Origin of the sequence: Streptosporangium sp. NPDC050284, assembly GCF_044459525.1 — a bacterium.
GTDB lineage: Bacteria > Actinomycetota > Actinomycetes > Streptosporangiales > Streptosporangiaceae > Streptosporangium.
Genome location: NZ_JBITIZ010000001.1, coordinates 513,042 through 535,709, shown reverse-complemented (window position 1 = coordinate 535,709; position 22,668 = coordinate 513,042). Strand labels below are relative to the sequence as shown.

Here is a 22,668-nt window from a genome sequence, read left to right as displayed (position 1 = left end):
TCCCGTATTTCGACGGAGCCGGCGCACCGGCGGTTCACAAACCGCTACCCCCGCATTCGACAGGGAGTTTTCGAATGCCGGAAAACAGGTTGACCCGGCCGCCCCCACACGATCGAACCACCCATGCGAGGTGAACGGAATGCAGGAAACCCGGACGATGCCTGCCAGTTCTGGCCTGGACGTCGGCAATCTCACCCAATTCGAGTATCTGGCCCTGAACAGCCCGCTGAACATCGCCGACGCGCACGCCCGCCAGGCGCTCACCGCAGGACAGGCCCGGATCATCGACGACCTGCCCAACCTGTTCGCCAAGGCCGCCGAACTCCCGATCGACGAGGTGGAGCGAGAGTCGCACCGCGCCTACTTCGGGCTTCTCGGCCAGCACAGTTACCCGGGTGACGACAACGGCCGCGTGCTGGCCTGCTACTCCTCCTCCGTGGCCATGGAGATCCTCGCCCGCTCCCTGGCCGGCGCGATGGACTCGGTCGCGCTGATCCACCCCACCTTCGACAACATCCCGGACATCCTCCGCGGTGTCGGGCTCACCCTGGTCCCGGTGGCCGAGGAACGGCTCGGCGAGGACGAGCTCGATGACGTCCTGGGCTCGGTGGGCTGCGTCTTCGTCACCACGCCGAACAACCCGACAGGCCGGGTGCTGTCGGAGGAGGGCCTGCGCAGGCTCGCCGGGCAGTGCGCGGAGCGTGATCTGGTCCTGGCTCTGGACACGTCGTTCCGCGGGTTCGACCCCGCCGCCCACTACGACCACTACCGGGTGCTGCGGGACAGCGGGTGCCGCTGGGTCGTCATCGAGGACACCGGCAAGCTGTGGCCGACACTCGATCTCAAGATCGGCTGGCTGGTGACGGCCGCCGACCTCGGCCTTCCCGTGGCCAAGGTCTACTCCGACATCCTGCTCGGCGTGTCCCCGCTGGTCCTCGCGCTGGTCCAGAGATTCTCCGAGGACGCGGCCGACGGTGGTCTCGCCGACCTGCACCGCTTCGTCGCGAGCAACCGCGCCCTGGTGAGGGAAGGTCTGGCCGGAGTGCCGGGAATCCACTTCCCCGACACGCTCAGCAGGGGAAGCGTGGAACGGGTGAACGTCGGCGAGCGATCGTCGCTGGAGGTGTGGTCCAAGCTGCGCGACCACAACGTCTACGTGCTGCCCTGTCACAAGTTCCACTGGGCGAACCCGCAGGAGGGCGACGACACCCTCAGGATCGCCCTGGCCAGATCCGTCGCCCCCCTCGAAGAGGCGACGCGCGCGCTGCGTTCCGTACTGCTCGGACGATGAGAAGCGCCCCGGGCGAGACCACGTCGATCGAGGCGGGACCGGCGAAGGCCGCCGGTCCCCTGTCGCACGCGCGGCTCTGGCGGGCGGGAATCGTGCAGTCGGTCTCCGCTCCCGGCGTGTTCGACCTCGGACCCGGCTACCTGGAACCCGGCCTGCTCCCGGTCGACCTGCTGAAAGCGGCCTACGCGCGGGCGATGGAGGAGTACGGCTCGGCCGCCCTCGGCTACGGCGACGACCGGGGCGCGCTCGACCTGCGCGCCGCACTGGCGGACCGGGCCGCCGTGGCCGACGGCATCGCCTGCGAGCCCGGCAACGTGCTCGTCACCGCGGGCATCTCACACGCCCTTCAGTTGATCGCCACCACCCTGGCGGCCCCGGGGAGCCTCGTCCTCGTCGAGGAGACCTGCTACGACCTGGGACGCCTGATCCTCACCGACTGCGGGCTGCGACCGCGCGAGGTGCGCTCGGACTCCGAGGGCATGGACCCGGACGCGTTGCGCGACGCTCTGGCCGAAGAGCAGGCGGCGTTCGTCTACCTGAATCCCACCTTCCACAACCCGACGGGCCGGGTCGTCCCCGTCGAGCGGCGGCGCGAACTGCTCGCCGTCACCGCCCGCCACGGGACACCGGTCATCGAGGACGACGCCTACGCCGAACTGAACCTCGACGGGAAACCCACTCCGCCCTCCATGGCGGGGCTCGCGGGCTACCACGGAGTGATCCGGTTGCGGACGTTCTCCAAGACGCTCGCCCCCGGGCTGCGCCTGGGCTGGTTACTCGCCGGGACCCCGATGATCGACCGGCTCGCCGGGCACGGGCTGTTCCGCAGCGGCGGCTGCCTGAACCACACCTCGGCGCTCGCGATGGCCGCCCTGTTGCGGGCAGGCGACTACGACAGACACCTGGGCTGGTTACGGGAGCGGCTGCGGGAGCGGCGGGACACACTCGTCGACTCCCTGCTGGCCGGCCTGGGCGACGACTTCGAGCTCGACCGGCCGGACGGCGGCTTCTTCGTCTGGCTCCGCGCCCTTCGCCGATACCGCGAGTGCGACCTGCTCGCCGCGGCGAGCGGGGCGGGGGTCGAGGTCGCGGCGGGCTCCCGCTTCGGCGGCACGGTGCGTCCGGCCGTCCGGATGGCCTACAGCTTCAACTCCCCCCCGCGGCTGGCCGCCGCCGCCCAGCGGCTGACCACGGCCTGGCACGCGGTACCGGCGCACACGGATCGGACCTAGCTCATGCGATCAACCGTCACGACGGGCGAGACGCCCGCTGCCTCCACACGGGCGGCGGGCCCTTCCGGTTACTCCCTGCCGCTGTCCCCCTCCGGTAACTCGGCGATGGTCACTCCCCCACCCTGGCACTTCTCTGGCGACGTCATCATGGTCGACTACCGCGTGGACCCGGCCTCGGCCGGGCGCTTCCTGCCACCCGAGCTGGATCTGGGGCCCGACCCCGGTGCGGCCGCGGCCATCTTCGCCGAGTGGCAGTGGTGCTCGGACTCCGGAGCCGAGCTGGCAGACCCGGCACGGTGCCGGTTCTCCGAGTTCCTGATCCTGATCGCCTGCCGGTACGAGGGGCGGCAGCTGGCGCGCTGCCCGTACGCCTGGGTGGACAGCCCGGTCCCGCTGATGCGCGGCTGGATCCAGGGGATGCCCAAGCAGTTCGGCGCCGTCCACCAGATCCGGCCGGCGAAGGTCGGCCGGGCCGGTCCCCGGCTGGCGGGCGGGGGGCGGTTCGGCGGGGTGTTGTCGGTGGACGGCCGGCGTACCGCCGAGGCGACCGTCACGCTGGAAGGACGGATCGATCGGCCGCCGTTCCTGCACACCGTCCCGCTCGTGCACACCCGGCTGTTCCCCTCCTGGGTACCGTCGGAGCCGCCGCTGAACCAGCTCGTCGTCTCGGAGGTCACCGACATCGAGTTCTCCGACATCTGGACGGGCTCGGCCGACCTCCGCCTCCTCGAGGGACCGGACGTCGACCTGGCCGGCCTCGCCCCCGTCGAGGTGGGCGCGGGCTACGTGTTCTCCTACGCAGAGACGCTGCACCACGGCCGACCGCTGATCGGTGACACCATGTGACGACGGCTCCGCGCTCCCGCGGCGCCGAGGCCCGGCAGGCGGCAGGCGGCAGGCGGCAGGCGGCAGGCGAGGGGGCCTCTCCACGTTCCAGGTTTCCCGCCCCCACCGACACGAAGAATATTTCCCAGACAACCACCGTCCTGCGGGAAAATATGGCGGCATTTCACTCGACGCCTCACCCGGAAGATCATTCACCCTCTCGCCTGACATGCCTCCCAACAACCAATTCGCGAAGGTGATAAACTGGTATTGATACAAAAAAACACCGCCAGCCATCCCAGTTGACGCTCTGGTATTCTGCGACCAGTGATCCGATCACGCCCGGGCCGGTTCACATGGGAAGGACACATGCCAGACACCCCGCCGGATGCGAAGCGGACCCTCGCGGCGAAACTGGATCATCTCTTTCGCACCGTCCATCCGCGAGACGGCGGTGAGTACAGCTTCGAGGAGGTCGCCGAAGCCCTCCGCGCATCCGGCAAGCCGACCATCTCGGCCACCTACATCTGGCAGTTGCGAAAGGGTATTCGCGACAACCCGACTAAACGCCACCTTGAAGCCCTGGCGGAATTCTTCGGCGTCCCACCGGCCTACTTCTTCGACGACACCGCCGCCGAGCGGATCGACGCCGAGCTCGCACTGCTGACCGCCATCCGGGACTCCTCCGTCCGGCAGCTCGCACTCCGCGCCGCCGGACTCTCGCCCAAGAGCCTGAACGCCATCACCGAGATGATCGAGCGGGTACGCGAGCTGGAAGGACTTCCCGACACCACGGAAAGACCGTGAGCGCCCGCCCCGAGCCCGGGACACCGGTCAGGGCGCGAAGACCGCGAGACGTCCGCTTCGTCGGCGACCTCACCGTGAACGGCGAGGTCCGCCTGAGCGGCGGCGACGCCACCGCCCGGCTCACCGTCGCCGGTGGCGACGGCGGATCCCGCGCGTGGAAGCCCTTCCTCACCGAGGACGACACCGCCGTCTCCGGCACCTTCGCGGGGCGCGGCTTCACCACGACGATCCCCTCGCGCTGACACCCCGGTCGGACCCGGCGATCTCGCGAGGCCGAGACGCCCTGCGGCGGGATCGCCGCAGCCGGTGTCCGCGAAGAGGGCGGGAGGCGAGGGAGGGCCACGAGAGGCCGTACTCCCCCGCCTCCCACCGTCCGTCTCAGACGGCCGGCTCACACCTCGGGGTCGTCGTGGCCGCAGCGACCACCGCCGCAGCACGAGCGGCCCGTGCTCTCCCGGTCGTCGGGTCCGGTGACGGCCTCGAACACGAACTCGGGTCCCCTGTCCTCGCGAGTGGTGTCATCGTTCACGATGTTCCTCCGTTCGCCGACGCCTGCCGGAAGCAGGCCGGGATGACGACCCGATGCCGGGCCGACTTCTCCGCGATCCGGCACATCGGGTGCCCGGACGCGGAGGATCGATGGCGGCCGCCCGCGGGCGGCCGCGCCCCGAGGTCGGGGCGGAGACCGGTATCGGCGGAACGGGAAGCGGGATCCGCACGCGCATCTCGTCCAGCCCGGTCGGTCACGACCGGCACCGCCTTCCACCTCGCGGTGACGACCCGTCGCGATCCCGCGAGAGTGGATACGAACCCTCCCGCCGGGCGACGCGTGAGGAGTCAGGATCGCGGCCATACCAGACCGGCCACTACCAGCTCGGCGAGCGTTTCCGCGGCTCGGCCGCGGTCGCCGCCCACCGCCGCCGCCGCGATCACCTGAACGGCGTCGCGGCTGCCGTCGCAGCGGGCGAGCAGCGTGGCGGTGCCGTCCCCGATCCGGTAGGCACGTAAGAAGGGCGCCCGCCATCGGCGCTGCAACAGCACCCGCGTCGCCGCGGCGGGCAGCTCACCGATCGGTGGCCCCGCGGTGACGTCATGGGTGTACGTCCCGATCCGGACAGCGGCCGACAGCCGCAGCGCCCCGGTCACGGCCCGGCCGCCGGGTTCCGCCATGGTGGCGGCCTCACGGGCGGCCAGCGCCGCGTCGCGGTCGTGGACCAGTGCGGCGCGCGCCAGCTCGTAACGGGCGTACGCGGTCAGCCGCGGTGTCGCGTGGATCGCGAGCCAGGCCGCGAGCCGTTCGGACTCCCAGATGCCGAACGGCCGCTCCACCGGCTGCGGGTGGCGTACGACACCTCGGGCGAACTCCTCCCACAGGGCGCGGTGACCGCCGACGAGCTCGGCGACCGTTTCCGGCAGGCAGGTGGCGATCGCCGACCGCAGCTTGCCCAGCACGCCGGCGCGCGTCACCCGGTAGCCGCCCGCCGCGGCACCGGCCAGCATGGCCAGCTCGGCCTCGCTCAGCCCGTAACGGAGCCGCAGCCTCTCGGGGTCCTCGCGCAGCAGCGCGGCCTCACCCTCGCGGGTCAGCATCGCCGCGAGCGCGTCCTGCACGCCCATCAGGCGCCTCCCGCCGGTTGTGCCGCCCCTCGGGCGATCCGTCGTCGGCCGGCCGGATCGCCGGCGGGGCGGGAGCGCAGGACGGTTCGCGCGCGGTCGATCTCGGCGAGCAGGTCATCGAAGTCGTCGGGGAAGTTCTGGTCGCGTTCGACCAGGGTGGCGTTGACGTGCGTGCGTGACACCAGCTCCGCCAGCAGCCCCCACACCCGGGCCGGGATCGCGGCGCCGTGACTGTCAAGGGACAGCCGGCCCCCGTCATTGTCGACGTCATTGTCGACGTCCTCGTCGACGCCTCCGGCCAGATGCACCTGGACGACCCGTTCGACCGGGATGGCGTCGAGGAACTCCAGCGGGTCGAAGCCGTGGTTGCGCGCGTTGATGTCGAGGTTGGCCAGATCCAGCAGCAGGCCGCACTCGCAGTGCTCCATCACCTCGGTGATGAACTGCGCCTCGGTCAGCGGGGTCGCCATGTCCACGTAGTAGGTGATGTTCTCCAGCAGGAACGGCCGCCCCACCGCCTCCCGCACCCGCTCCGCCCTGCGTCCCAGCCGCCGGGCGACCTCCCTCGTCCTCGGCAGCGGCACCAGCAGCCCCACGTCGACGCTGTCGGTGCGGGTGAAGGACAGGTGGTCGCTGAACCACGGCGCGTCGACGTCGGCCACCAGCGCGGCCAACGCCTCCACGTACGCCGCGTCCGGCTCCCGCTCCGAGCCGATGGACAGCTCCAGCCCGTGCGGCACGACCGGGAACCGGTCGGTCAGCCCTCTCAGCCACTCACGCTCGTCGGCCGGGGCGAACAGAAAGCGCTCAGTGATCACTTCCAGCCAGTCGATCCGGCCGGCGTGCGCCTCGATCGCCTCGGCCAGCTCCACGCGATGTCCCAGCCCTGATCCCAGTGCGGGCAACCCTGTCAGCATGTGGTTCTCCCATCACTTCGCAGTGATGTTCACGAACACTTCACAACCGCTGTACCCGCAGCGTGCCCGACGGGATCCGGAGCCACGCCGGGCCGCCTCGTCAAACTTCCGCAAAGCGACGGCCGGTCCCCCACACCGACGAAATCCGCGAGGCGACGGCCCGGCCCCCTGCACCGGTGAAACCGGTGGACCCGGCAGTGGGGCGTCTCCCATCCCTGGCCGGGTTTCCCTCGGCGACGGCTGCTCCCCGCCGAGGCTTTCCCGGTCGACGTTCGGTGCGGGGCCACAAGACCTGCCCCCGGCGCGGCCCAGTCGGGGCGACCCCCTGCTCACCTCACGTCACTTCGCCGGGTGCGGTCGCGGTCTCCCTCCGTGGGCCCGTGCGACGCCAACGGGGTCAGAGGCCGGAAAGCCCCATCTCCCGCGCGATCAGCATCCGCTGGACCTCGCTGGTGCCCTCGCCGATCTCCAGAATCTTGGCGTCGCGGTAGAAACGGCCGACCGGGTACTCGTTCATGAACCCGTAGCCGCCGAAGATCTGGGTGGCGTCGCGGGCGTTGTCCATCGCGGCGTCGCCGGCGACGAGCTTGGCGATCGCGGCCTCCTTCTTGAACGGCTCGCCCGCGAGCATCTTCTCGGCCGCGTGGTAGTAGGCGAGGCGGGCGGTGTGGGTGCGGACCTCCATGTCAGCGATCTTGAACTGGATCGCCTGGTAGTGGCCGATGGGGTGACCGAACGCCTCGCGCTCGCGGACGTAGCGCAGCGACTCGTCCACGCAGCCCTGGGCCAGGCCGGTGGACAGGGCGGCGATCGCGACGCGACCCTCGTCGAGCGTCTGCAGGAACTGCGCGTAACCGCGTCCGCGCTCGCCGAGCAGGTTGCCCGCGGGGACGCGGCAGTTTTCGAAGGAGAGCTCACGGGTGTCGGAGCAGTTCCAGCCCACCTTGGAGTACTTCTTCGAGACGGTGAGGCCCGGCGTGCCGGACGGCACCAGGATCGTGGAGATCTCCTTCTTCCCTCCGGCGCGCTCGCCGGTGATCGCGGCCACGCCGATCACCCCGGTGATGTCGGTGCCGGAGTTGGTGATGAACGCCTTCGTACCGTTGATCACCCATTCGTCGCCGTCCAGCACCGCGGTGGTCCGCATGCCGCCGGGCACGTCGGAGCCGCCACCGGGCTCGGTGAGGCCGAAGGCGCCGAGCATCTCGCCCGACGCCAGCCGGGGCAGCCACTGGGCGCGCTGCTCGGGCGTGCCGAACCGGTAGATCGGCATCGCGCCCAGCGACACCGCGGCCTCGACGGTGATCGACACGCTGGAGTCGACCCTGGCCAGCTCCTCCAGAGCCAGGCAGAGCGCGAAGTAGTCGCCGCCCATGCCGCCGTGCTCCTCGGGGATCGGCAGCCCGAACAGGCCCATCGCGCCCATCTGCCGCACGATGTCGTAGGGGAACTGCTCACGCTCGTAGAGGTCCCCGATCACCGGGGCCACCACGTCGCGGGCGAACGCCTCGACGGTCTTGCGAAGCTCCTCGTACTCCTCGGTCAGCTTGGGCATGATCACTCCTCGGCGTTCTCTGCGGTGGTGCGGGACGGGTTCTCGCCCAGGGCCTGGACGACCCGCGACGGGCTGGGGCGGCCGAGCCTCGCGGCGAGCCAGGTGCTGGTCTCCACCAGCGCGGCGAGGTCAAGGCCTGTCTCGACGCCGAGGCCGTGCAGCATCCAGACCAGGTCCTCGGTGGCGAGGTTGCCGGTGGCGCTCTCGGCGTACGGGCAGCCGCCGATGCCTCCGGTGGAGGCGTCGACGACGGTTACGCCCTCGCGCAGGGCGGTGAGGGTGTTGGCGAGGGCCTGGCCGTAGGTGTCGTGGAAGTGCACCGCGAGCCGGTCGGGGCCGCCGAACGCCTCGATCAGCGCGGCGACGTGACCGGGGGTGCCGACACCGATGGTGTCGCCGAGCGACAGCTCGAAACAGCCCAGATCGAGGAGCCTGCGCCCGACGGAGACGACCTGGGCGACGGGCGTCGGCCCCTCCCACGGGTCGCCGAAGCACATCGAGACGTACGCCCTCACCTTCAGGCCGTGCTCCAGCGCCCGCGCGACGACCGGCTCGAACATCGCGAACTGCGACTCCAGCGTCCGGTTGAGGTTCCTGCCCGCGAAGGTCTCGGTGCCGCTGGCGAAGATCGCGATCTCCTCGACGCCGTGTTCGAGCGCGCGGTCGAGGCCGCGCTCGTTGGGGACGAGCACCGGGTAGCGCACGCCGGGAACCCGTTTCATGCCCGCCAGCAGCTCCGAGGCGTCGGCGAGCTGGGGCACCCACTTGGGGTGGACGAAGCTGGTGGCCTCGATCACGCGGTGCCCGGCGGCGGCGAGCCGGGCGATGAACTCGGCCTTGACCTCGACGGGAATCACCGCGGCCTCGTTCTGCAACCCGTCGCGCGGCCCGACCTCGTAGATCGTGACCCGTTCCGGCAGCCCTTCGGCCTTGACCCTCTGTGGCTCGCGCATCACGCCCTCCTCACCGGTTCGTGCCTCGCGGTCCCCGTAGCCGGTGGCCCGATCTCGGCGACCCATCCGGCCGTGACTCCGCCGTCGTCGTGCGTCACGACCCATCTGGCCGCCTGTGTCGCGATCTTCCCGCGTTCCCGTGCGGCCTCCGCGACCGGAGCGGAGATTGTCACGGCTCCTCCTCGCGGACCACGGCGAGCACGGCGTCCATCGCGACCGCCTGGCCCGCACGGACCCGCAGCTCGGCGACGACCCCGCCGATCGGGGCGGTCACGGTGTGCTCCATCTTCATCGCCTCCACGATGAGAAGCGGCTGCCCTTCGGCGACCCGCTCCCGCAGGCCCGCCTTCACCACGAGGACGGTGCCCGGCATCGGGCTGCGGACCAGCCCGTCACCCGGGCCGCCCGCGCCGGCCCGGTCACCGGGGTCTCCCAGGTGGTGGCGGGTGAGCGCCCAGGCGTCGCCGTCGCGGCCGAGCCAGACGACGTCGCCGTCCCTCGCGACCGCGTAGCGTCTCGCGGTCTCGCCGAGGGTGACGAGCAGGTCGCCGCCCTCGCCGCCGCTCTCTTCGGTGAGCCGCGCCCGCACGGCCTCCGCGCCGGGCAGGCGGACCTCGGCTCCCGAGGCGGGCAGGCCGCGGACCCTGATCTCGCAGACCTCGTCGCGGCTCTCCAGCCGGTAGACGGTCCAGGCCGCCTCGCCCAGCCGCCAGCCGTCGGTGACGTCCCACGGATCGGCGGGCGTGCTCGCGGGCGCGTGCTCGCGGTGCAGGACCAGGGCGGCGGCGGCGAGGACGTCGGCGGGGGCGTCCTCGCGGGAGACGAGCTCGCCGAGGTGGCGCTCCACGAGACCGGTGTCGAGGTCTCCGGCGAGGACGGCGGGGTGACCGACCAGGGCCCTCAGGAAGGCGATGTTGGTGGGCACCCCGAGCACGGCCGTCGCCGCGAGCGCGCCGTCGAGCCGCCGCAGGGCGGCCGTCCTGTCCTTGCCCCAGGCGATGACCTTCGACAGCATCGGGTCGTAGTCGCTGCCGACCAGGCCCCCGGCCATCAGTCCCGAGTCGACCCGCACCCCCGGCGGCTCGCGCAGCGCGAGGACCCGGCCGCCGGTCGGCAGGAAACCACGGGAGGGGTCCTCGGCGTAGACGCGGGCCTCGACGGCGTGGCCGACGAGGCGCACCTCGTCCTGGGTGAGCGGGAGGGGCTCACCGGCGGCGACCCTGAGCTGGAGCTCGACGAGGTCCAGTCCGGTGACCAGCTCGGTGACGGGGTGCTCGACCTGCAGGCGGGTGTTCATCTCCATGAAGTAGTAGTCGCCGGTCGCGCCCTGGACGATGAACTCGACCGTCCCCGCGCCGGTGTAGCCGACGGACCTGGCGGCCTCGACCGCCGCCGCGCCCATCGCGGCCCTGGTCTCGGCGTCGAGGAGCGGCGACGGCGCCTCCTCGACGATCTTCTGGTGGCGGCGCTGGAGGCTGCACTCGCGCTCGCCCAGGTGGATGACGCCGCCGTGGGCGTCGGCCATCACCTGGATCTCGATGTGCCGGGGGTTCTCCACGAACCGCTCGATCAGCAGGGTCGCGTCGCCGAACGCGGCGGCGGCCGTGCGGCGGGCGGACTCCAGTGCCTCCGGCAGTTCCGCCGCGGAGCGCACGAGCACCATGCCCTTGCCTCCGCCGCCCGCCGAGGGCTTGATCAGCGCGGGGAAGCCGACCCGCCCGGCCGCCTCGGCCAGGTCGTCGCCGGGCTCGGCGCCGCCGGGGACGACCGGCACCCCGGCCGCCGAGACGGTGGCCTTGGCTCGGATCTTGTCGCCCATCGCCTCCACGGCCTCCGGCGGCGGGCCGACGAAGACGAGCCCGGCCTCCGCGCAGCGCCGGGCGAAGTCCGCGTTCTCGGCGAGGAAGCCGTATCCGGGATGCACCGCCTGGGCGCCGGTCGCTGCGGCGGCGGCGAGAATGCCGTCGGCGTCGAGGTAACCGCCGGCGAGCCGCACCGCGACGTCGGCCTCGCGGACGTGCCGCGCCCCGACGTCGGCGTCGCTGTGGACGGCGACCGAACGGATGCCCAGCCTCCGGAGGGTGCGGGTGATCCGCAGGGCGATCTCGCCGCGGTTGGCGACGAGGACGGTGTCGAACATCCGTCCCTCGCGCGGTGGCGACATGTGCGCCGAGGAGACCGGACGGCTCGAGTGGGCCGGGTGGGTTGAGTGGGTCATGGGTGCGGTCACATCCGGAAGACGCCGTAGCCGACGGGTTCGAGGGGGGCGTTGGCCGAGGCCGAAAGGGCCAGGCCCAGGACGGTACGGGTGTCGAGGGGGTCGATGACCCCGTCGTCCCAGAGGCGGGCGGTGGAGTAGTAGGGGTTGCCCTGCTCCTCGTACTGCGCGCGGATGGCGTCGGGGTCGGCGTCGCCCACGGTGGACAGGACGTTGGCGGCCTGCTCGCCGCCCATCACCGAGATGCGTGCCCCCGGCCACATCCACAGGAACCGGGGCGAGTAGGCACGCCCGGCCATCGCGTAGTTGCCGGCCCCGAACGAGCCGCCGACGACCACGGTGAACTTGGGCACCCGGGCGCAGGCGACGGCGGTGACCATCTTCGCACCGTGCTTGGCGATGCCCCCCGCCTCGTACGCCCTGCCGACCATGAAGCCGCTGATGTTCTGCAGGAACACCAGCGGGGTGTTGCGCCGGTCGCACAGCTCGATGAAGTGGGCGCCCTTGAGCGCCGACTCGCCGAACAGGATGCCGTTGTTGGCGACGATCCCGACGGGGTGGCCGTGGATGCGGGCGAACCCGGTGACGAGCGTGGCGCCGTACTCGGCCTTGAACTCGCCGAACCTGCTGCCGTCGACGATCCTGGCGACGATCTCGCGGACGTCGTACGGGGTGCGGGTGTCGGCGGGGACGATGCCGTACAGGTCGCGGGGGTCGTGCACGGGCTCCTCGGAGGGCACGCGCTCCCAGGGGGCGGGCGTGCGCGGCGCGAGGGTGGAGACGATGTCGCGGACGATCCGCAGCGCGTGGCGGTCGTCGTCGGCGAGGTGGTCGGTGACGCCGCTGACGCGGGCGTGCAGGTCGCCGCCGCCCAGTTCCTCGGCGGTGACCTCCTCGCCGGTGGCGGCCTTCACCAGCGGCGGGCCGCCGAGGAAGATCGTGCCCTGGTTGCGGACGATCACCGCCTCGTCGCTCATCGCCGGGACGTACGCTCCGCCCGCGGTGCAGGAGCCGAGGACCGCGGCGATCTGCGGGATGCCGCGCGCGGACATGGTCGCCTGGTTGTAGAAGATCCGGCCGAAGTGCTCGCGGTCGGGGAAGACCTCGTCCTGTTTGGGCAGGAACGCACCCCCCGAGTCGACGAGATAGACGCACGGCAGGTTGTTGTGGAGGGCGACCTCCTGGGCCCGCAGATGCTTCTTGACGGTGATCGGATAGTAGGTGCCGCCCTTGACGGTGGCGTCGTTGGCGACGACCACGCACTCGCGCCCCGAGACACGGCCCACCCCGGTGATGATCCCTGCGGCGGGGGCCACGTCGCCGTACATCCCTCCCGCGGCCAGCTGGGAGAGCTCCAGGAAGCGCGAACCGGGGTCGAGCAGCGAGTCGACGCGGTCGCGGGGCAGCAGCTTGCCCCGGGAGACGTGCCGGGCGCGCGACTTCTCGGGGCCGCCCAGCCCCGCCACGGCGAGGCGCTCCCGGAGGTCGGCGACCAGGCGCTCGTTCACCTCGGCGTTGCGCTTGAAGCCCTCGCCGCCCGGATCACAGGCACTCCGCAGCACCGGCCAGCCACTCATACGAGCCTCCCCGTCCGCTCCGCCCGGACCATCCGATCTGCCCCGGCGCTGCCACCGCCGGGGCACCGATGCCCGACTTCACCGCAGATGTTAGTCATTATTAACGTTACCGTCTACCATGCGAGAGGTGACGACTGCTCAGTCCCCTGCACGCACCCGTGGCTCCCGGCGCGCGGAGATCCTGGACGCCGCGGCGGAGCTGTTCGCCGCCCGCGGCTTCCACGGCGTCTCGATCGAGGAGATCGGCGGCGCGGTCGGTACCTCGGGCCCGGCCCTGTACCGCCACTTCAGCGGCAAGGACGCCCTGCTCGCGGAGATGCTGCTGGATGTCAGCGAGCGCCTGCACACCTCGGGCGCGCGCCGCGTGACCGAGGCCGCCGACGCCGAGCAGGCACTGGACGCCCTGCTCAGCTGTCAGATCGAGTTCGCGCTCAGCCACCCCGCACTGATCACCGTGCACGACAGGGAGCTCGGCAACGTGCCCGAGCCCGCGCGCCGGCGGATCCGCCGGCTGCAGCGGCTGTACGTCGAGGAATGGGTCACCGTGCTGAGCGAGCTCTACCCCGCGCGTTCCCAGGCCGGGCTGCGCGCCGCGACCCACGCCGTCTTCGGACTGCTCAACTCCACCCCGCACAGCGCGGGCGAACTGTCGCCCGCGGCGATGGCCGACCTGCTGCGCGGTATGGCACGCGCGGCGCTGGCCGCCCCAGAGTTAGGGATCGCTAACCCCTGACGTACAGTTCCGATCGGGTGGACGGGCTCCACGCCTGCGAGGGGGTCACCACGACCGTGCACGGCGCCTCGCTCAGCATCACCCGGCAGACCGGGCCGATCGCGGGATCCAGCGGATCGTGGTGCTCCCGGTCGGCGACGACCAGAAGGTCCGAACGGTCGGCCGCGCGACGGAGCACCTCGACATGAGGGCGTGTCTCGATCATGGTCTCCACCACGACCGTGGGATACCTCTCCTCCCACACCGCGACGCTGGTGTTGAAGTGGACGGCCACCGACCTGAGATCGCCGGTGTCCTCGGAGCAGAGGCAGATGATGAGCAGCGCCGCCCTGCGCAGCCTCGCCTCCTCGAAGGCGATGGCCAGCTCCTGCGAGTCGACGGCGGCGTCCTCCACCGCGATCGCCACGCGGCCGGCGCGCGGGTGGCCCGGTCTCCTGACGACGGCCACCGGGCAGCGGGCGTGCGCGGCGACCTCGACGGTCGAGCCGATCCGCAGTTCCTCGGAGTCGCCCGCGCCACGCGGGCCGATCGCGATCAGATCCGCGTCGTTCGACAGGCCCACCAGGGCGACGGCCGGAGTCCCCTCCACCAGTCGCCCGTGTACGGGCACCTTGGGCGCCAGTTCACGCGCGGTCATCAGCCCGCTCTCCAGGACGCGCCTGCCCATCCGCCGTACGACCTCGGTGGTCTCGGGGGCGAGGGAGAGCCTGGGGTAGGGCCACTGCCAGGCGTGGCAGACGAGCAGCGGGAGAAATCTCAGGCGGGCGTCCTCGATGGCCCAACGCAGGGCCAACCGGCTCTCCGCCGAGCCGTCGTATCCGACGACCACCGATCGCCCTTCGTCCCTTACCGGCATGGCGGCTCCTCTCCCGCGTCGCTCCTTTCCATCCTTCTCCGAGTCCGTCCGCTAAAAGGGGAGCGCTTTCACAAGACTCTTCCTGTTTTGCGGCGCGCATCGGCAAAGATGCCTTCTCCCGCCCAGGGGCGGGAGGGCGCTTGAAGACCGGCCGGGGCCGGGAGGGGTTTCGCGCGGGCCGCACGGCCGCGCGAATCTGCCGGAGTGGCGCGACGGCCGGTCACCGGCACGGTCGTCGAGGCGATCATCCGTAACGTCGCCGTGTCTTATCCGCCTCTCATCCGCGTCTCCCTCGCGCGGGACGGTCACGGGCATGGGACCGTCGCCGGCGCGAGCCGATCACAGGTGCGGGCACGGGACGGTCACGAGCACCGGCGCGAACCGGTTACAGACACGAACCGGCCACCGCCACGACGCCGGTCGGCGCACAGAACGTTCCCGCCCATGCGGCGACGGCCGACGTGACCGCGAGCGGCGTGCCCGGCGCGGCGAAGATCACCGGCGTCGATACGACCTGGACCGGCGGGGCGGTCACGGGCGGGACGGTCACGGGCGGCGCGACGCCGACCGGCGGGGTGGTGCCGGGCGGGGTCGTGTCGACCGGCGGAGTCGTGCCGGGCGGGGACGTGCCGACCGGCGGAGTGGAACCGGGCGGGACGACACCGGGCGGGGTCGTCCCGGGCGTGAGCGACTCGTCGGGCGGAGGCGGAGTCCCGGGCACCGCGGCCGCGGGCACCGGAGCGGTTCCCTGCGCCGGTGCGGGCGGAGGCGGCGTCGCGACCGAGGGCGACAGCGCGGACACCGGTGCGGACACCGGCACCGACGGGTTTCCGTACGCCGACGCGCTCCCGATGGCCGTTATCCCGGAAACCGGCGTGTCACCGGAAAGCGCCGTGACGGACCGCGCCGTATCCGGAAACGGTCCGGCGGCGTGGGCGGCGGCCGGCAGCATGACGACCGCCCCCACCGCCCCGGTGAGAATCAATTTTCCAAGCATGCGCGTCTCCACTCATGTCACTGATGCGATGGACGTGAACTCCGAAGATGCTGGCAGCCGCAGTACCCGCCGATGGCAAAGAGACCCTCCGCGAGAAGTCCGCAGGAGGAACGGCTTGTGGCAACAGGTGCGCGAGATACCCATGGATCGGAACACAAGGCCGGAAACGAATACGCTCACACCGTTCGGGGCTTCCGCCCTTCTGACCCGACTCATCCTGCCTGGGAGGTCCGGCGTCGAATTCCCGTGTCAGAGCCCTGCGCCGGAGTGTCGCGCCGGGGTTCCGGCACCAAGGCCTCGACTTGGGGACCGGCGTGGAGTACCCGGCCCTGACGTTCCTGTTCATTCGTCGAACGGGCCGTGAAATCACACCTGACAAGCTGTCATGAATACTGGTTAAGGGTGATCGGTCCGCCATCTCGCACCCATCAAAGATGTCAAGGTTGGGGACGGCGTCCGTCGATGGGGGACATAATCGGGCTGTGGCGCGCGAAACTGTTGAGACCCATTTCACCGACGCCGTGAGTGCCCTTTCCCCCGGCGCACCGCGCGACCCCGGCCTGCCCGTGCGGGAGGACACCACCCTGACCGGGGCCAGGTGCCGCGAGCTGTTTCAGTTCCAGCTCGGCAGCAGGCTGCTGGACGTCACCGCCCGCTGGCTGCGCGAGCAGGGCGAGGGGTTCTACACGATCGGCTCGGCCGGGCACGAGGGCAACGCCGCGGTCGCCGCCGCGTTGCGCGTCACCGACCCGGCCCTCCTGCACTACCGGTCAGGCGCCTTCTACCTGACCAGGTCGGCGATGGCGGGACGGCTGCCCGAGGAGGGGCTGCGCGACGTGCTGCTCGGCCTGACCGCCTCGGTCGAGGAGCCGATCGCGGGCGGGCGGCACAAGGTCTTCGGCCACCCGGACCTCGCGGTGATCCCCCAGACCTCCACGATCGCCAGCCACCTGCCCCGTGCGGTGGGCGTGGCCTTCGCCATCGAGCGCGCCCGCCAGCTCGGCGTGCCGGGGCCGTGGCCGAGCGACGCGATCGTGACCTGCAGCTTCGGCGACGCCTCGACAAACCACGCCAGCGCCCTGTCGGGCCTCAACACGGCCGCCTACGGCTCATACCAGAAGCTGCCGCTGCCGATCCTCTTCGTCTGCGAGGACAACGGCCTGGGCATCAGCGTGCGCACCCCCGACGGCTGGGTCAAGGCCGCCCGCCACCCGCTGATGAGGTATTTCGAGGCCGACGGCTGTGATCTGGCCGACGTCCACGACATGGCACTGGCCGCCACCGACCACGTCCGCACGCACCGCGCACCCGCCCTGCTGCGGGTAAGCACCGTCCGGCTGATGGGCCACGCGGGCTCGGACGTGGAGCTGTCATACCGGACCAAGCGGGAGATCGACGCGGACCTGGCGCGCGACCCGCTCGTGGCGACCGCCAGGCTGCTCGTCGAGGCCGGCCTGACCACTCCCGACGAGCTGCTGCTCCGGTACGAGACGACGCGCGAGCACCTGTTCAAGATGGCGATGGAGAGTTCGCGGCGCCCCAGGCTGATCTCCGCCTTCGACATCGTGGAGCCGCTCGCCCCGCGCACCCCCGCGGCCGTCGCCGCGGCCTGCACCAAAGTGGCGGCCCCCGACGTCAGGTCGAGGTCCTTCGCCGGCAGGCTCCCCGAGCGGGAGGGCCCGCTGACCTTCTCCCAGGCCGTCAACCGCACCCTCGCCGACTCCCTGGCCGCCCACCCCGACGTGCTCGTCTTCGGCGAGGACGTGGCACGCAAGGGCGGCGTCTACGGCGTCACGCGCGGCCTGCAGAAGCGCTTCGGCTCCGGCCGGGTGTTCGACGCCCTCCTCGACGAGCAGTCCGTGCTCGGCCTCGCGCTCGGATCGGGGATCTCCGGCCTGCTGCCGGTGCCCGAGATCCAGTATCTGGCGTACCTGCACAATGCCCTGGACCAGATCCGGGGCGAGGCCGCGACGCTCCAGTTCTTCTCCCAGGGGGCCTTTCGCAACCCGATGGTGGTGCGCGTCGCCTCCTACGCCTATCAGAAGGGCTTCGGCGGCCACTTCCACAACGACAACTCCATCGCCGCCCTGCGCGACATACCCGGCCTGGTCGTGGCCTCTCCCGCCCGGCCCGACGACGCCGCCTCGATGCTGCGCACCTGCCTCGCCGCCGCACGCGTCGACGGCAGCGTCTGCGTCTTCCTTGAGCCCATCGCCCTGTACAACACCCGTGACATGTTCGAGGAAGGTGACAACGGCTGGCTCGCCCCGTACGCCCCTCCGGCGCGATGGGCGGAGACGCACATCCCGATCGGACGCGCCCGCAGCTACGGCGACGGCCGCGACCTGACCATCGTGACCTTCGGCAACGGGCTGCGGATGAGCCTGCGTGCCGCGGTGAGGCTCACCGCGGAGGGACACAGCTGCCGGGTCCTGGACCTGCGCTGGCTCTCCCCCCTCCCGGTCGAGGACCTGATGCGAGCCGCGGAGCTGACCGGCCGGGTGCTGATCGCCGACGAGACCCGCCGCACCGGGGGCGTCTCGGAGAGCATCGTCGCCGAGCTGCTCGACGCGGGTTTCACCGGCAGGATCGCCCGGGTGACCTCCTCGGACAGCTTCATCCCACTGGGCGAGGCGGCGAGGCACGTGCTGCTGTCGGAGGCCGAGATCGAGGCGGCCGCCCGCAAGCTGCTCGGCTGACCGCCCTCGTTTTCGAAATCCCGGAATCGACCCCACCACTCCAGCGGAGCGTGTTCAATTGGTCGCACGCCGTCACAGATCGCGCCTCTGGTTCGTCGGCAGGTCAGCCCCTCGTTCCCCCGACCAGGAGATAACATGCCCGACGTGGCGACGAAGAGCACCGGTCAGCGCGTGGTGGACCTGGAGGCCTGGGCCTTCAGGACAGGCGCGGACCTGGCGGACATCAAGGGGACCTTGAACGATCTCCCCAGGCTCATCCGCGAGGAGGTCATGACCTACACCACGCCGATGTTCGAAGAGATCATGAACCGGATGGCCACGAAGGATGATCTCTCCGCCCTCGCCGTCAAGGTCGACATCTTGGAAACCAAGGTCGACAACCTCGACACCAAGGTCAACGCCCTGGACACCAAAGTCGACAACCTGGAAGCCAAGGTCGACAACCTGGACACCAAAGTCGACAACCTCGACACCAAGGTCAATGCCCTGGACACCCGGATGGAGTCCTTCGAAAGCCGGATGAAGTCCATGGAAGGCCGCATGGACTCGTTTGAGGGCCGGATGGATTCCATGGACGGCAAGCTGGACCTGATTCTGACCAAGCTCGGCTGAGCCTCGCCGATGAGCCTCGGGCCGATGGTCCGGGGCTCACGACGGGTTCACAGCCAGTCTCGGCGTTTGAACACCAGATAGAGGGTGAGGCAGACGCCCGCCATGAGCATGACCGCGAAGGGATAGCCCCACGCCCAGTGGATCTCGGGCATCACGTCGAAGTTCATGCCGTAGATGGTGCCGACGAGGGTGGGGGCGAACAGGATCGCGGCCCACGCGGAGATCCGCTTGACCTCCTCGTTCTGGGCGTTGCTCGCCTCGGTGAGGTTGGTCATGTGCTCGTTCTGGGCCTGGGCGACCATGGTCGAGTTGACCACGAGGATGTCGTGAAGCATCTGGCGGAAGCCGCTCACCCGCTCGGCGACGGTGATCACGTGGTCGGCCACGTCCCGCAAATATCTCTGCAGCTCCTGGTCCACCCCGTACTTGTCCGCGCCCGCGATGAAACCCTCGATCATGCCCAGGAGCGGCTGGGTGGCCCGCTGGAACTCGATCACCTCGCGCGACAGCTCGTAGATGCGGCGGGAGACCCCGGGCTCGTTGCCGAAGACCTGGACCTCGATCTCGTCGATGTCGTTCTGCAGGCCGGCGACCACGGGGGCATAGCCGTCCACGACCGCGTCGAGGATGGCGTAGAGCACCGCCTGCGGCCCCTGGCCGAGCAGTTCGGGGTCGTGCTGCATGCGTCGGCGGACCTGGGACAGGTCGGGCGCCTCACTGTGCCGTACGGTGATCACGAAGTTCTTGCCGACGAAGACGTGCAGCTCGCCGAAGTCGACCTCCTCGGCCTCGTCGAGGTAGCGGGCCGGGCGCAGCACCACGAACAGGGTGTCGCCGTAGCGGTCGGCCTTGGGGCGCTGGTGGGCGACGATGGCGTCCTCGACCGCCAGCTCGTGCAGGTCGAACTCCTCGGCGACGTTGAGGATGACGCCGTCCTCCGGCCGGTAGAAGCCGATCCAGGCCATGCCGTCCGGGGTGTTCTTCAGGCGTTCGAACGCCTCGGGCAGCGACTCGGGGGTGGCCGCCCGATGACCGTTGACGTAGATCGCGTTGTCGATGACGCGCGAGCGGGGTGGGGCCGGCCGCTCCTCGCCAACGGATCTGGGGTCCATCGATCGCTCGGGCGACTCCCGACCGGTGCCGGAACGCCCGCGCATCAGGCTCCGCAGGCCTCGCATTCGCCGGTCGGTCACACGTCTCTCCTCATCGGGCGCTCATGAACTCCTGCAGCGACCGCATCGCGGTGGCACGGATCTTCGCCCTCAGCATCGGGGTCCAGCCGAGGACGATTCCGACCGGCCGGCCCATCGCCATCTTGGACCAGCGCCTGAGGTCGAAGTCGTCGTGGTGGCGGACGATCAGTCCGTCCTCGAAGCGGAAGAGGGCGTCGACCTCGTTGACGACCCTCCTGCCCCTCTCGCCGAAGGTGTAACGACCGGTCCAGTGCGCCGTGCCCTCGTACGGGCGCGCGGTGATGTCGCGTACGGTCACGGCGAGGTCGGGGCTGCGGCTCAGCAGCATCCGCCACATGCCCATGACCTTGTCTCGTCCTTCGAGGTCCTGGAAGACGGGGTCACCGAAGGTGACGTCAGGGTGGTAGCAGAGCTCCATCGCGTCGGCGTCGCGGCGCGCGAATGCCTCGTAGAACGTCTTGATGAGCTCGGCGTTCCGATCGTTCACGAGTTTCTCCCGACCATCAATATCCTGCCGACCGAGTGTAGTGCGCGGAGGAGCCAAGGAGATTGTCCGCGTTTTGCCAGTACAGCGCGTGGATCCGGTCGTCGCCGGGCCCACCGGGTGTGCGGGGCCGACGGGCGTACGGATGGGGATGTTCGGGAGGTCGCCGACGAGCGGGATCTCGCCGGTCCGGCCCGGTCCTCGTCGGCGGGCGAAACCGCCCGCGTTCGCGAATTCCGGCATCATATTCGGCACGGTTCCGACTTTATCCCCAGCACACCGGCAGTCGTGGGACGCTTTACTCTCACGCCGCGAAGGAGAAACGAGCGTTGTCCGACCTCTGGGTGACCCTGACCACGTCCCGTTCCGGGCCGCCCCTGTGGGTTGTGCTGCTGTCCGCTCTGGCCGCCCTGGGCGTGGTGTCGTGGTCCACCTCGTGGCAGCTGTCGCGAGGGCTGATCACCATCGCCCACGAGGGCGGGCACGCGCTGGTGGCGCTGCTCACCCGGCGCAAACTGGAGGGCATCCGGCTGCACTCCGACACCTCGGGTGTCACCCTGACCAGGGGAAAGCCCCGAGGGTTCGGCATGATTCTGACCGCCGCCGCCGGATACGTCACCCCGTCCCTGCTCGGACTGGGCGGAGCGTGGCTCACCTCCTCCGGCTATGTGGCGGTGCTGATCACGATGGTGATCGGGTTGCTGTTCTGCATGCTGCTGCTGATCCGCAACCTGTTCGGTGTGGTGAGCCTGCTCGCCACCGGGGGCGCGATCTTCGCCTTCACCTGGTACGCGGCGCCCGACATGGACGCGGTCCTGGCCTACCTGGCCGTGTGGTTCCTGCTGCTGGGCGGTATCCGGCCGATCGTGGAGCTCCAGCGCAAGCGGCGCCGCCACCAGGCGCCCGACTCCGACGCCGACCAGCTCGCCAGGCTCACCTTCCTGCCCGGCGGATTCTGGGTCTTTCTGTTCCTCGTGGTGGCGGGCGCGTGCCTGGTGGCCGGAGCGTACCTGCTGCTGCCCTCGGCGCTCGGGCTCATCTGAGCGATCCCGCGCGACACTCCGTGCCCGTCGTCCGCCCCCGCGCGGGGAAGCACGGCGATCACGATTCACCGATGAAGCATTAGACGGGCTATATCGCCGCATTTCATGCTGATTTTACGGCGGCCCTCCGCCTGCCGCATCGCGTCGCGGGACCACGCCTCTTGATTGACATTTAACAACTTTTTTGAGTTTATTAGCGGGAATATCATTTCTCCTGCGAGAGGCGCTCCATGCCCCACCCCGCTTACCTCGTCGGAGCGGTCGGAACGGGCATCCTGCTGGCCTCACTGGGCGTGACACTCGTCCTCGCCCTGCGGATCAGACGGCTCCACGCCGAGCGGGAGCGGGCACTCAGCAGAGCGTACGAGAGATTCGCCCGCGACATGCACGACATCGTGGGGCACTGGCTCTGGCTGGCGTCCATCAAGGGAGAGCTGGCCCACAGGAAGGCGAACGGCGACGCGCGCCTGCGCGAGGAGCTGGAAGAGGTGCTGCAGGCGGTGCGGCAGGCCGCGCACGCCGTACGGAACGTGTCGGAGGCCGTCCACCGGCTGTCGTTCTCCGGCGAGGTCACGCGGGCCAGGACCCTGATGGAGGGCTTCGGGGCCTACTGCTCGGTCCGGGTCGACGTGGACGAGCTTCCCAAGGTCGTGAGCACCGCGCTGGGCGCCGTGGTCCGCGAGGGCGTGACGAACATGCTGCGGCACAGCCGGGTGAAGCGGTGCGCGATCGAGCTGGTCGAGTACGACGGCCGGCTACGCCTCACCGTCGTCAACGACGGGGCTCCCCGGCAGGAGACATCCTCCGGAGGCACCTTCGGGACCGCCTCCACCGGCAACGGCGTGGACAACCTGGGTCACCGCGTGGGCGAGCTGGGCGGCACGGTGCGGGCGGTCGGCGGCACGGACGGGTGGTTCACCCTGATGGCCGAGGTTCCCACCAATTTTCCCGAATCATATTCACGTTTACCGCGAAAGCGCAGGTAGCGCACATCGTCATGGTTGACACTGTGAGTTTCGCATATACGACTGGTTTAGTTTGTAACTAGTGGTTTCTCGG

Annotated in this window: 22 protein-coding genes; 10 read left to right on the top strand and 12 right to left on the bottom strand. The window is 70.5% G+C overall.

All coding sequences use genetic code 11. The annotated features are described in order from the left end of the window. The first annotated feature begins 157 nt into the window (after nucleotides 1–157). From mppP to ACIBH4_RS02330, 5 genes are all read left to right on the top strand, one after another. Nucleotides 158–1,291 carry an enduracididine biosynthesis enzyme MppP gene (mppP, locus tag ACIBH4_RS02350; RefSeq protein WP_362512028.1) on the top strand — a complete coding sequence of 378 codons (1,134 nt, stop codon included), beginning with the start codon at nucleotides 158–160 and terminating at the stop codon, nucleotides 1,289–1,291. Continuing rightward, nucleotides 1,288–2,523 (top strand): aminotransferase class I/II-fold pyridoxal phosphate-dependent enzyme, encoded by a 1,236-nt coding sequence (locus ACIBH4_RS02345; protein WP_362512024.1) that lies wholly within the window; start codon nucleotides 1,288–1,290, stop codon nucleotides 2,521–2,523. Before mppP ends, ACIBH4_RS02345 begins: the two co-directional genes overlap by 4 nt. A gap of 3 nt (nucleotides 2,524–2,526) precedes the next feature. After that, nucleotides 2,527–3,369 (top strand): enduracididine biosynthesis enzyme MppR, encoded by an 843-nt coding sequence (mppR, locus tag ACIBH4_RS02340; RefSeq protein ID WP_362512021.1) that lies wholly within the window; start codon nucleotides 2,527–2,529, stop codon nucleotides 3,367–3,369. A gap of 348 nt (nucleotides 3,370–3,717) precedes the next feature. Further along, nucleotides 3,718–4,155 (top strand): helix-turn-helix domain-containing protein, encoded by a 438-nt coding sequence (locus tag ACIBH4_RS02335; RefSeq protein WP_362512018.1) that lies wholly within the window; start codon nucleotides 3,718–3,720, stop codon nucleotides 4,153–4,155. Further along, a complete protein-coding gene (locus ACIBH4_RS02330; protein ID WP_362512014.1) occupies nucleotides 4,152–4,397 on the top strand; it encodes a hypothetical protein in 246 nt (81 codons plus the stop codon). Before ACIBH4_RS02335 ends, ACIBH4_RS02330 begins: the two co-directional genes overlap by 4 nt. Before the next feature lie 149 nt (nucleotides 4,398–4,546). Here the strand turns inward: ACIBH4_RS02330 and ACIBH4_RS02325 are convergent, their stop codons facing one another. The 8 genes from ACIBH4_RS02325 to ACIBH4_RS02290 form a co-directional block, all read right to left on the bottom strand. Then, the gene (locus ACIBH4_RS02325) at nucleotides 4,547–4,684 is read right to left on the bottom strand and encodes a hypothetical protein (RefSeq protein ID WP_362512011.1); all 138 of its coding nucleotides are present in this window, start codon (nucleotides 4,682–4,684) and stop codon (nucleotides 4,547–4,549) included. A gap of 308 nt (nucleotides 4,685–4,992) precedes the next feature. Next, nucleotides 4,993–5,772, bottom strand: a complete 780-nt coding sequence (locus ACIBH4_RS02320; protein ID WP_362512008.1) for a hypothetical protein — start codon at nucleotides 5,770–5,772, stop codon at nucleotides 4,993–4,995. Continuing rightward, nucleotides 5,772–6,689 (bottom strand): DUF692 domain-containing protein, encoded by a 918-nt coding sequence (locus ACIBH4_RS02315; protein WP_362512005.1) that lies wholly within the window; start codon nucleotides 6,687–6,689, stop codon nucleotides 5,772–5,774. Before ACIBH4_RS02315 ends, ACIBH4_RS02320 begins: the two co-directional genes overlap by 1 nt. A 397-nt stretch (nucleotides 6,690–7,086) precedes the next feature. After that, the gene (locus ACIBH4_RS02310) at nucleotides 7,087–8,244 is read right to left on the bottom strand and encodes an acyl-CoA dehydrogenase family protein (protein ID WP_399171357.1); all 1,158 of its coding nucleotides are present in this window, start codon (nucleotides 8,242–8,244) and stop codon (nucleotides 7,087–7,089) included. A 2-nt stretch (nucleotides 8,245–8,246) separates the two neighbouring features. After that, nucleotides 8,247–9,197 carry a hydroxymethylglutaryl-CoA lyase gene (locus tag ACIBH4_RS02305; RefSeq protein WP_362511999.1) on the bottom strand — a complete coding sequence of 317 codons (951 nt, stop codon included), beginning with the start codon at nucleotides 9,195–9,197 and terminating at the stop codon, nucleotides 8,247–8,249. Then, nucleotides 9,197–9,370 carry a hypothetical protein gene (locus tag ACIBH4_RS02300; protein WP_362511996.1) on the bottom strand — a complete coding sequence of 58 codons (174 nt, stop codon included), beginning with the start codon at nucleotides 9,368–9,370 and terminating at the stop codon, nucleotides 9,197–9,199. Before ACIBH4_RS02300 ends, ACIBH4_RS02305 begins: the two co-directional genes overlap by 1 nt. Continuing rightward, nucleotides 9,367–11,337: a biotin carboxylase N-terminal domain-containing protein gene (locus ACIBH4_RS02295; protein WP_362512329.1), complete on the bottom strand. Its 1,971-nt coding sequence runs from the start codon at nucleotides 11,335–11,337 to the stop codon at nucleotides 9,367–9,369. The genes ACIBH4_RS02300 and ACIBH4_RS02295 overlap by 4 nt, the downstream gene beginning before the upstream one ends. Before the next feature lie 86 nt (nucleotides 11,338–11,423). Next, nucleotides 11,424–12,992 carry a carboxyl transferase domain-containing protein gene (locus ACIBH4_RS02290; RefSeq protein WP_362511993.1) on the bottom strand — a complete coding sequence of 523 codons (1,569 nt, stop codon included), beginning with the start codon at nucleotides 12,990–12,992 and terminating at the stop codon, nucleotides 11,424–11,426. Between the two features lie 118 nt (nucleotides 12,993–13,110). On the opposite strand from ACIBH4_RS02290, the gene ACIBH4_RS02285 reads away from it, so the two are divergent. Further along, complete coding sequence (locus tag ACIBH4_RS02285; RefSeq protein ID WP_362511989.1) at nucleotides 13,111–13,725, top strand: TetR/AcrR family transcriptional regulator; 615 nt, start codon at nucleotides 13,111–13,113, stop codon at nucleotides 13,723–13,725. Here ACIBH4_RS02285 and ACIBH4_RS02280 read toward each other — a convergent pair. Beyond that, nucleotides 13,715–14,581 carry a universal stress protein gene (locus ACIBH4_RS02280; protein ID WP_362511986.1) on the bottom strand — a complete coding sequence of 289 codons (867 nt, stop codon included), beginning with the start codon at nucleotides 14,579–14,581 and terminating at the stop codon, nucleotides 13,715–13,717. The two genes, ACIBH4_RS02285 and ACIBH4_RS02280, sit on opposite strands and share 11 nt — an antisense overlap. Nucleotides 14,582–14,966: 385 nt before the next feature. Next, complete coding sequence (locus ACIBH4_RS02275; protein ID WP_362763379.1) at nucleotides 14,967–15,578, bottom strand: hypothetical protein; 612 nt, start codon at nucleotides 15,576–15,578, stop codon at nucleotides 14,967–14,969. Nucleotides 15,579–16,060: 482 nt separating this feature from the next. On the opposite strand from ACIBH4_RS02275, the gene ACIBH4_RS02270 reads away from it, so the two are divergent. Further along, nucleotides 16,061–18,277 carry a thiamine pyrophosphate-dependent enzyme gene (locus ACIBH4_RS02270; RefSeq protein WP_362511980.1) on the top strand — a complete coding sequence of 739 codons (2,217 nt, stop codon included), beginning with the start codon at nucleotides 16,061–16,063 and terminating at the stop codon, nucleotides 18,275–18,277. Between the two features lie 144 nt (nucleotides 18,278–18,421). Then, a complete protein-coding gene (locus ACIBH4_RS02265) occupies nucleotides 18,422–18,889 on the top strand; it encodes a DUF16 domain-containing protein (RefSeq protein WP_362511977.1) in 468 nt (155 codons plus the stop codon). Nucleotides 18,890–18,936: 47 nt separating this feature from the next. Here the strand turns inward: ACIBH4_RS02265 and ACIBH4_RS02260 are convergent, their stop codons facing one another. Continuing rightward, entirely contained in the window at nucleotides 18,937–20,082 is a 1,146-nt protein-coding gene (locus ACIBH4_RS02260; RefSeq protein WP_362511974.1) for a magnesium and cobalt transport protein CorA, read from the bottom strand. Between the two features lie 10 nt (nucleotides 20,083–20,092). Continuing rightward, complete coding sequence (locus ACIBH4_RS02255) at nucleotides 20,093–20,569, bottom strand: nuclear transport factor 2 family protein (RefSeq protein ID WP_362511971.1); 477 nt, start codon at nucleotides 20,567–20,569, stop codon at nucleotides 20,093–20,095. A gap of 326 nt (nucleotides 20,570–20,895) precedes the next feature. On the opposite strand from ACIBH4_RS02255, the gene ACIBH4_RS02250 reads away from it, so the two are divergent. Both ACIBH4_RS02250 and ACIBH4_RS02245 read left to right on the top strand, forming a co-directional pair. Continuing rightward, nucleotides 20,896–21,609 (top strand): M50 family metallopeptidase, encoded by a 714-nt coding sequence (locus tag ACIBH4_RS02250; protein ID WP_362511968.1) that lies wholly within the window; start codon nucleotides 20,896–20,898, stop codon nucleotides 21,607–21,609. Nucleotides 21,610–21,839: 230 nt separating this feature from the next. Beyond that, nucleotides 21,840–22,595, top strand: coding sequence for a histidine kinase (locus tag ACIBH4_RS02245; protein ID WP_362763382.1), 756 nt, complete (start codon nucleotides 21,840–21,842; stop codon nucleotides 22,593–22,595). The last annotated feature ends 73 nt before the right edge of the window (nucleotides 22,596–22,668 follow it).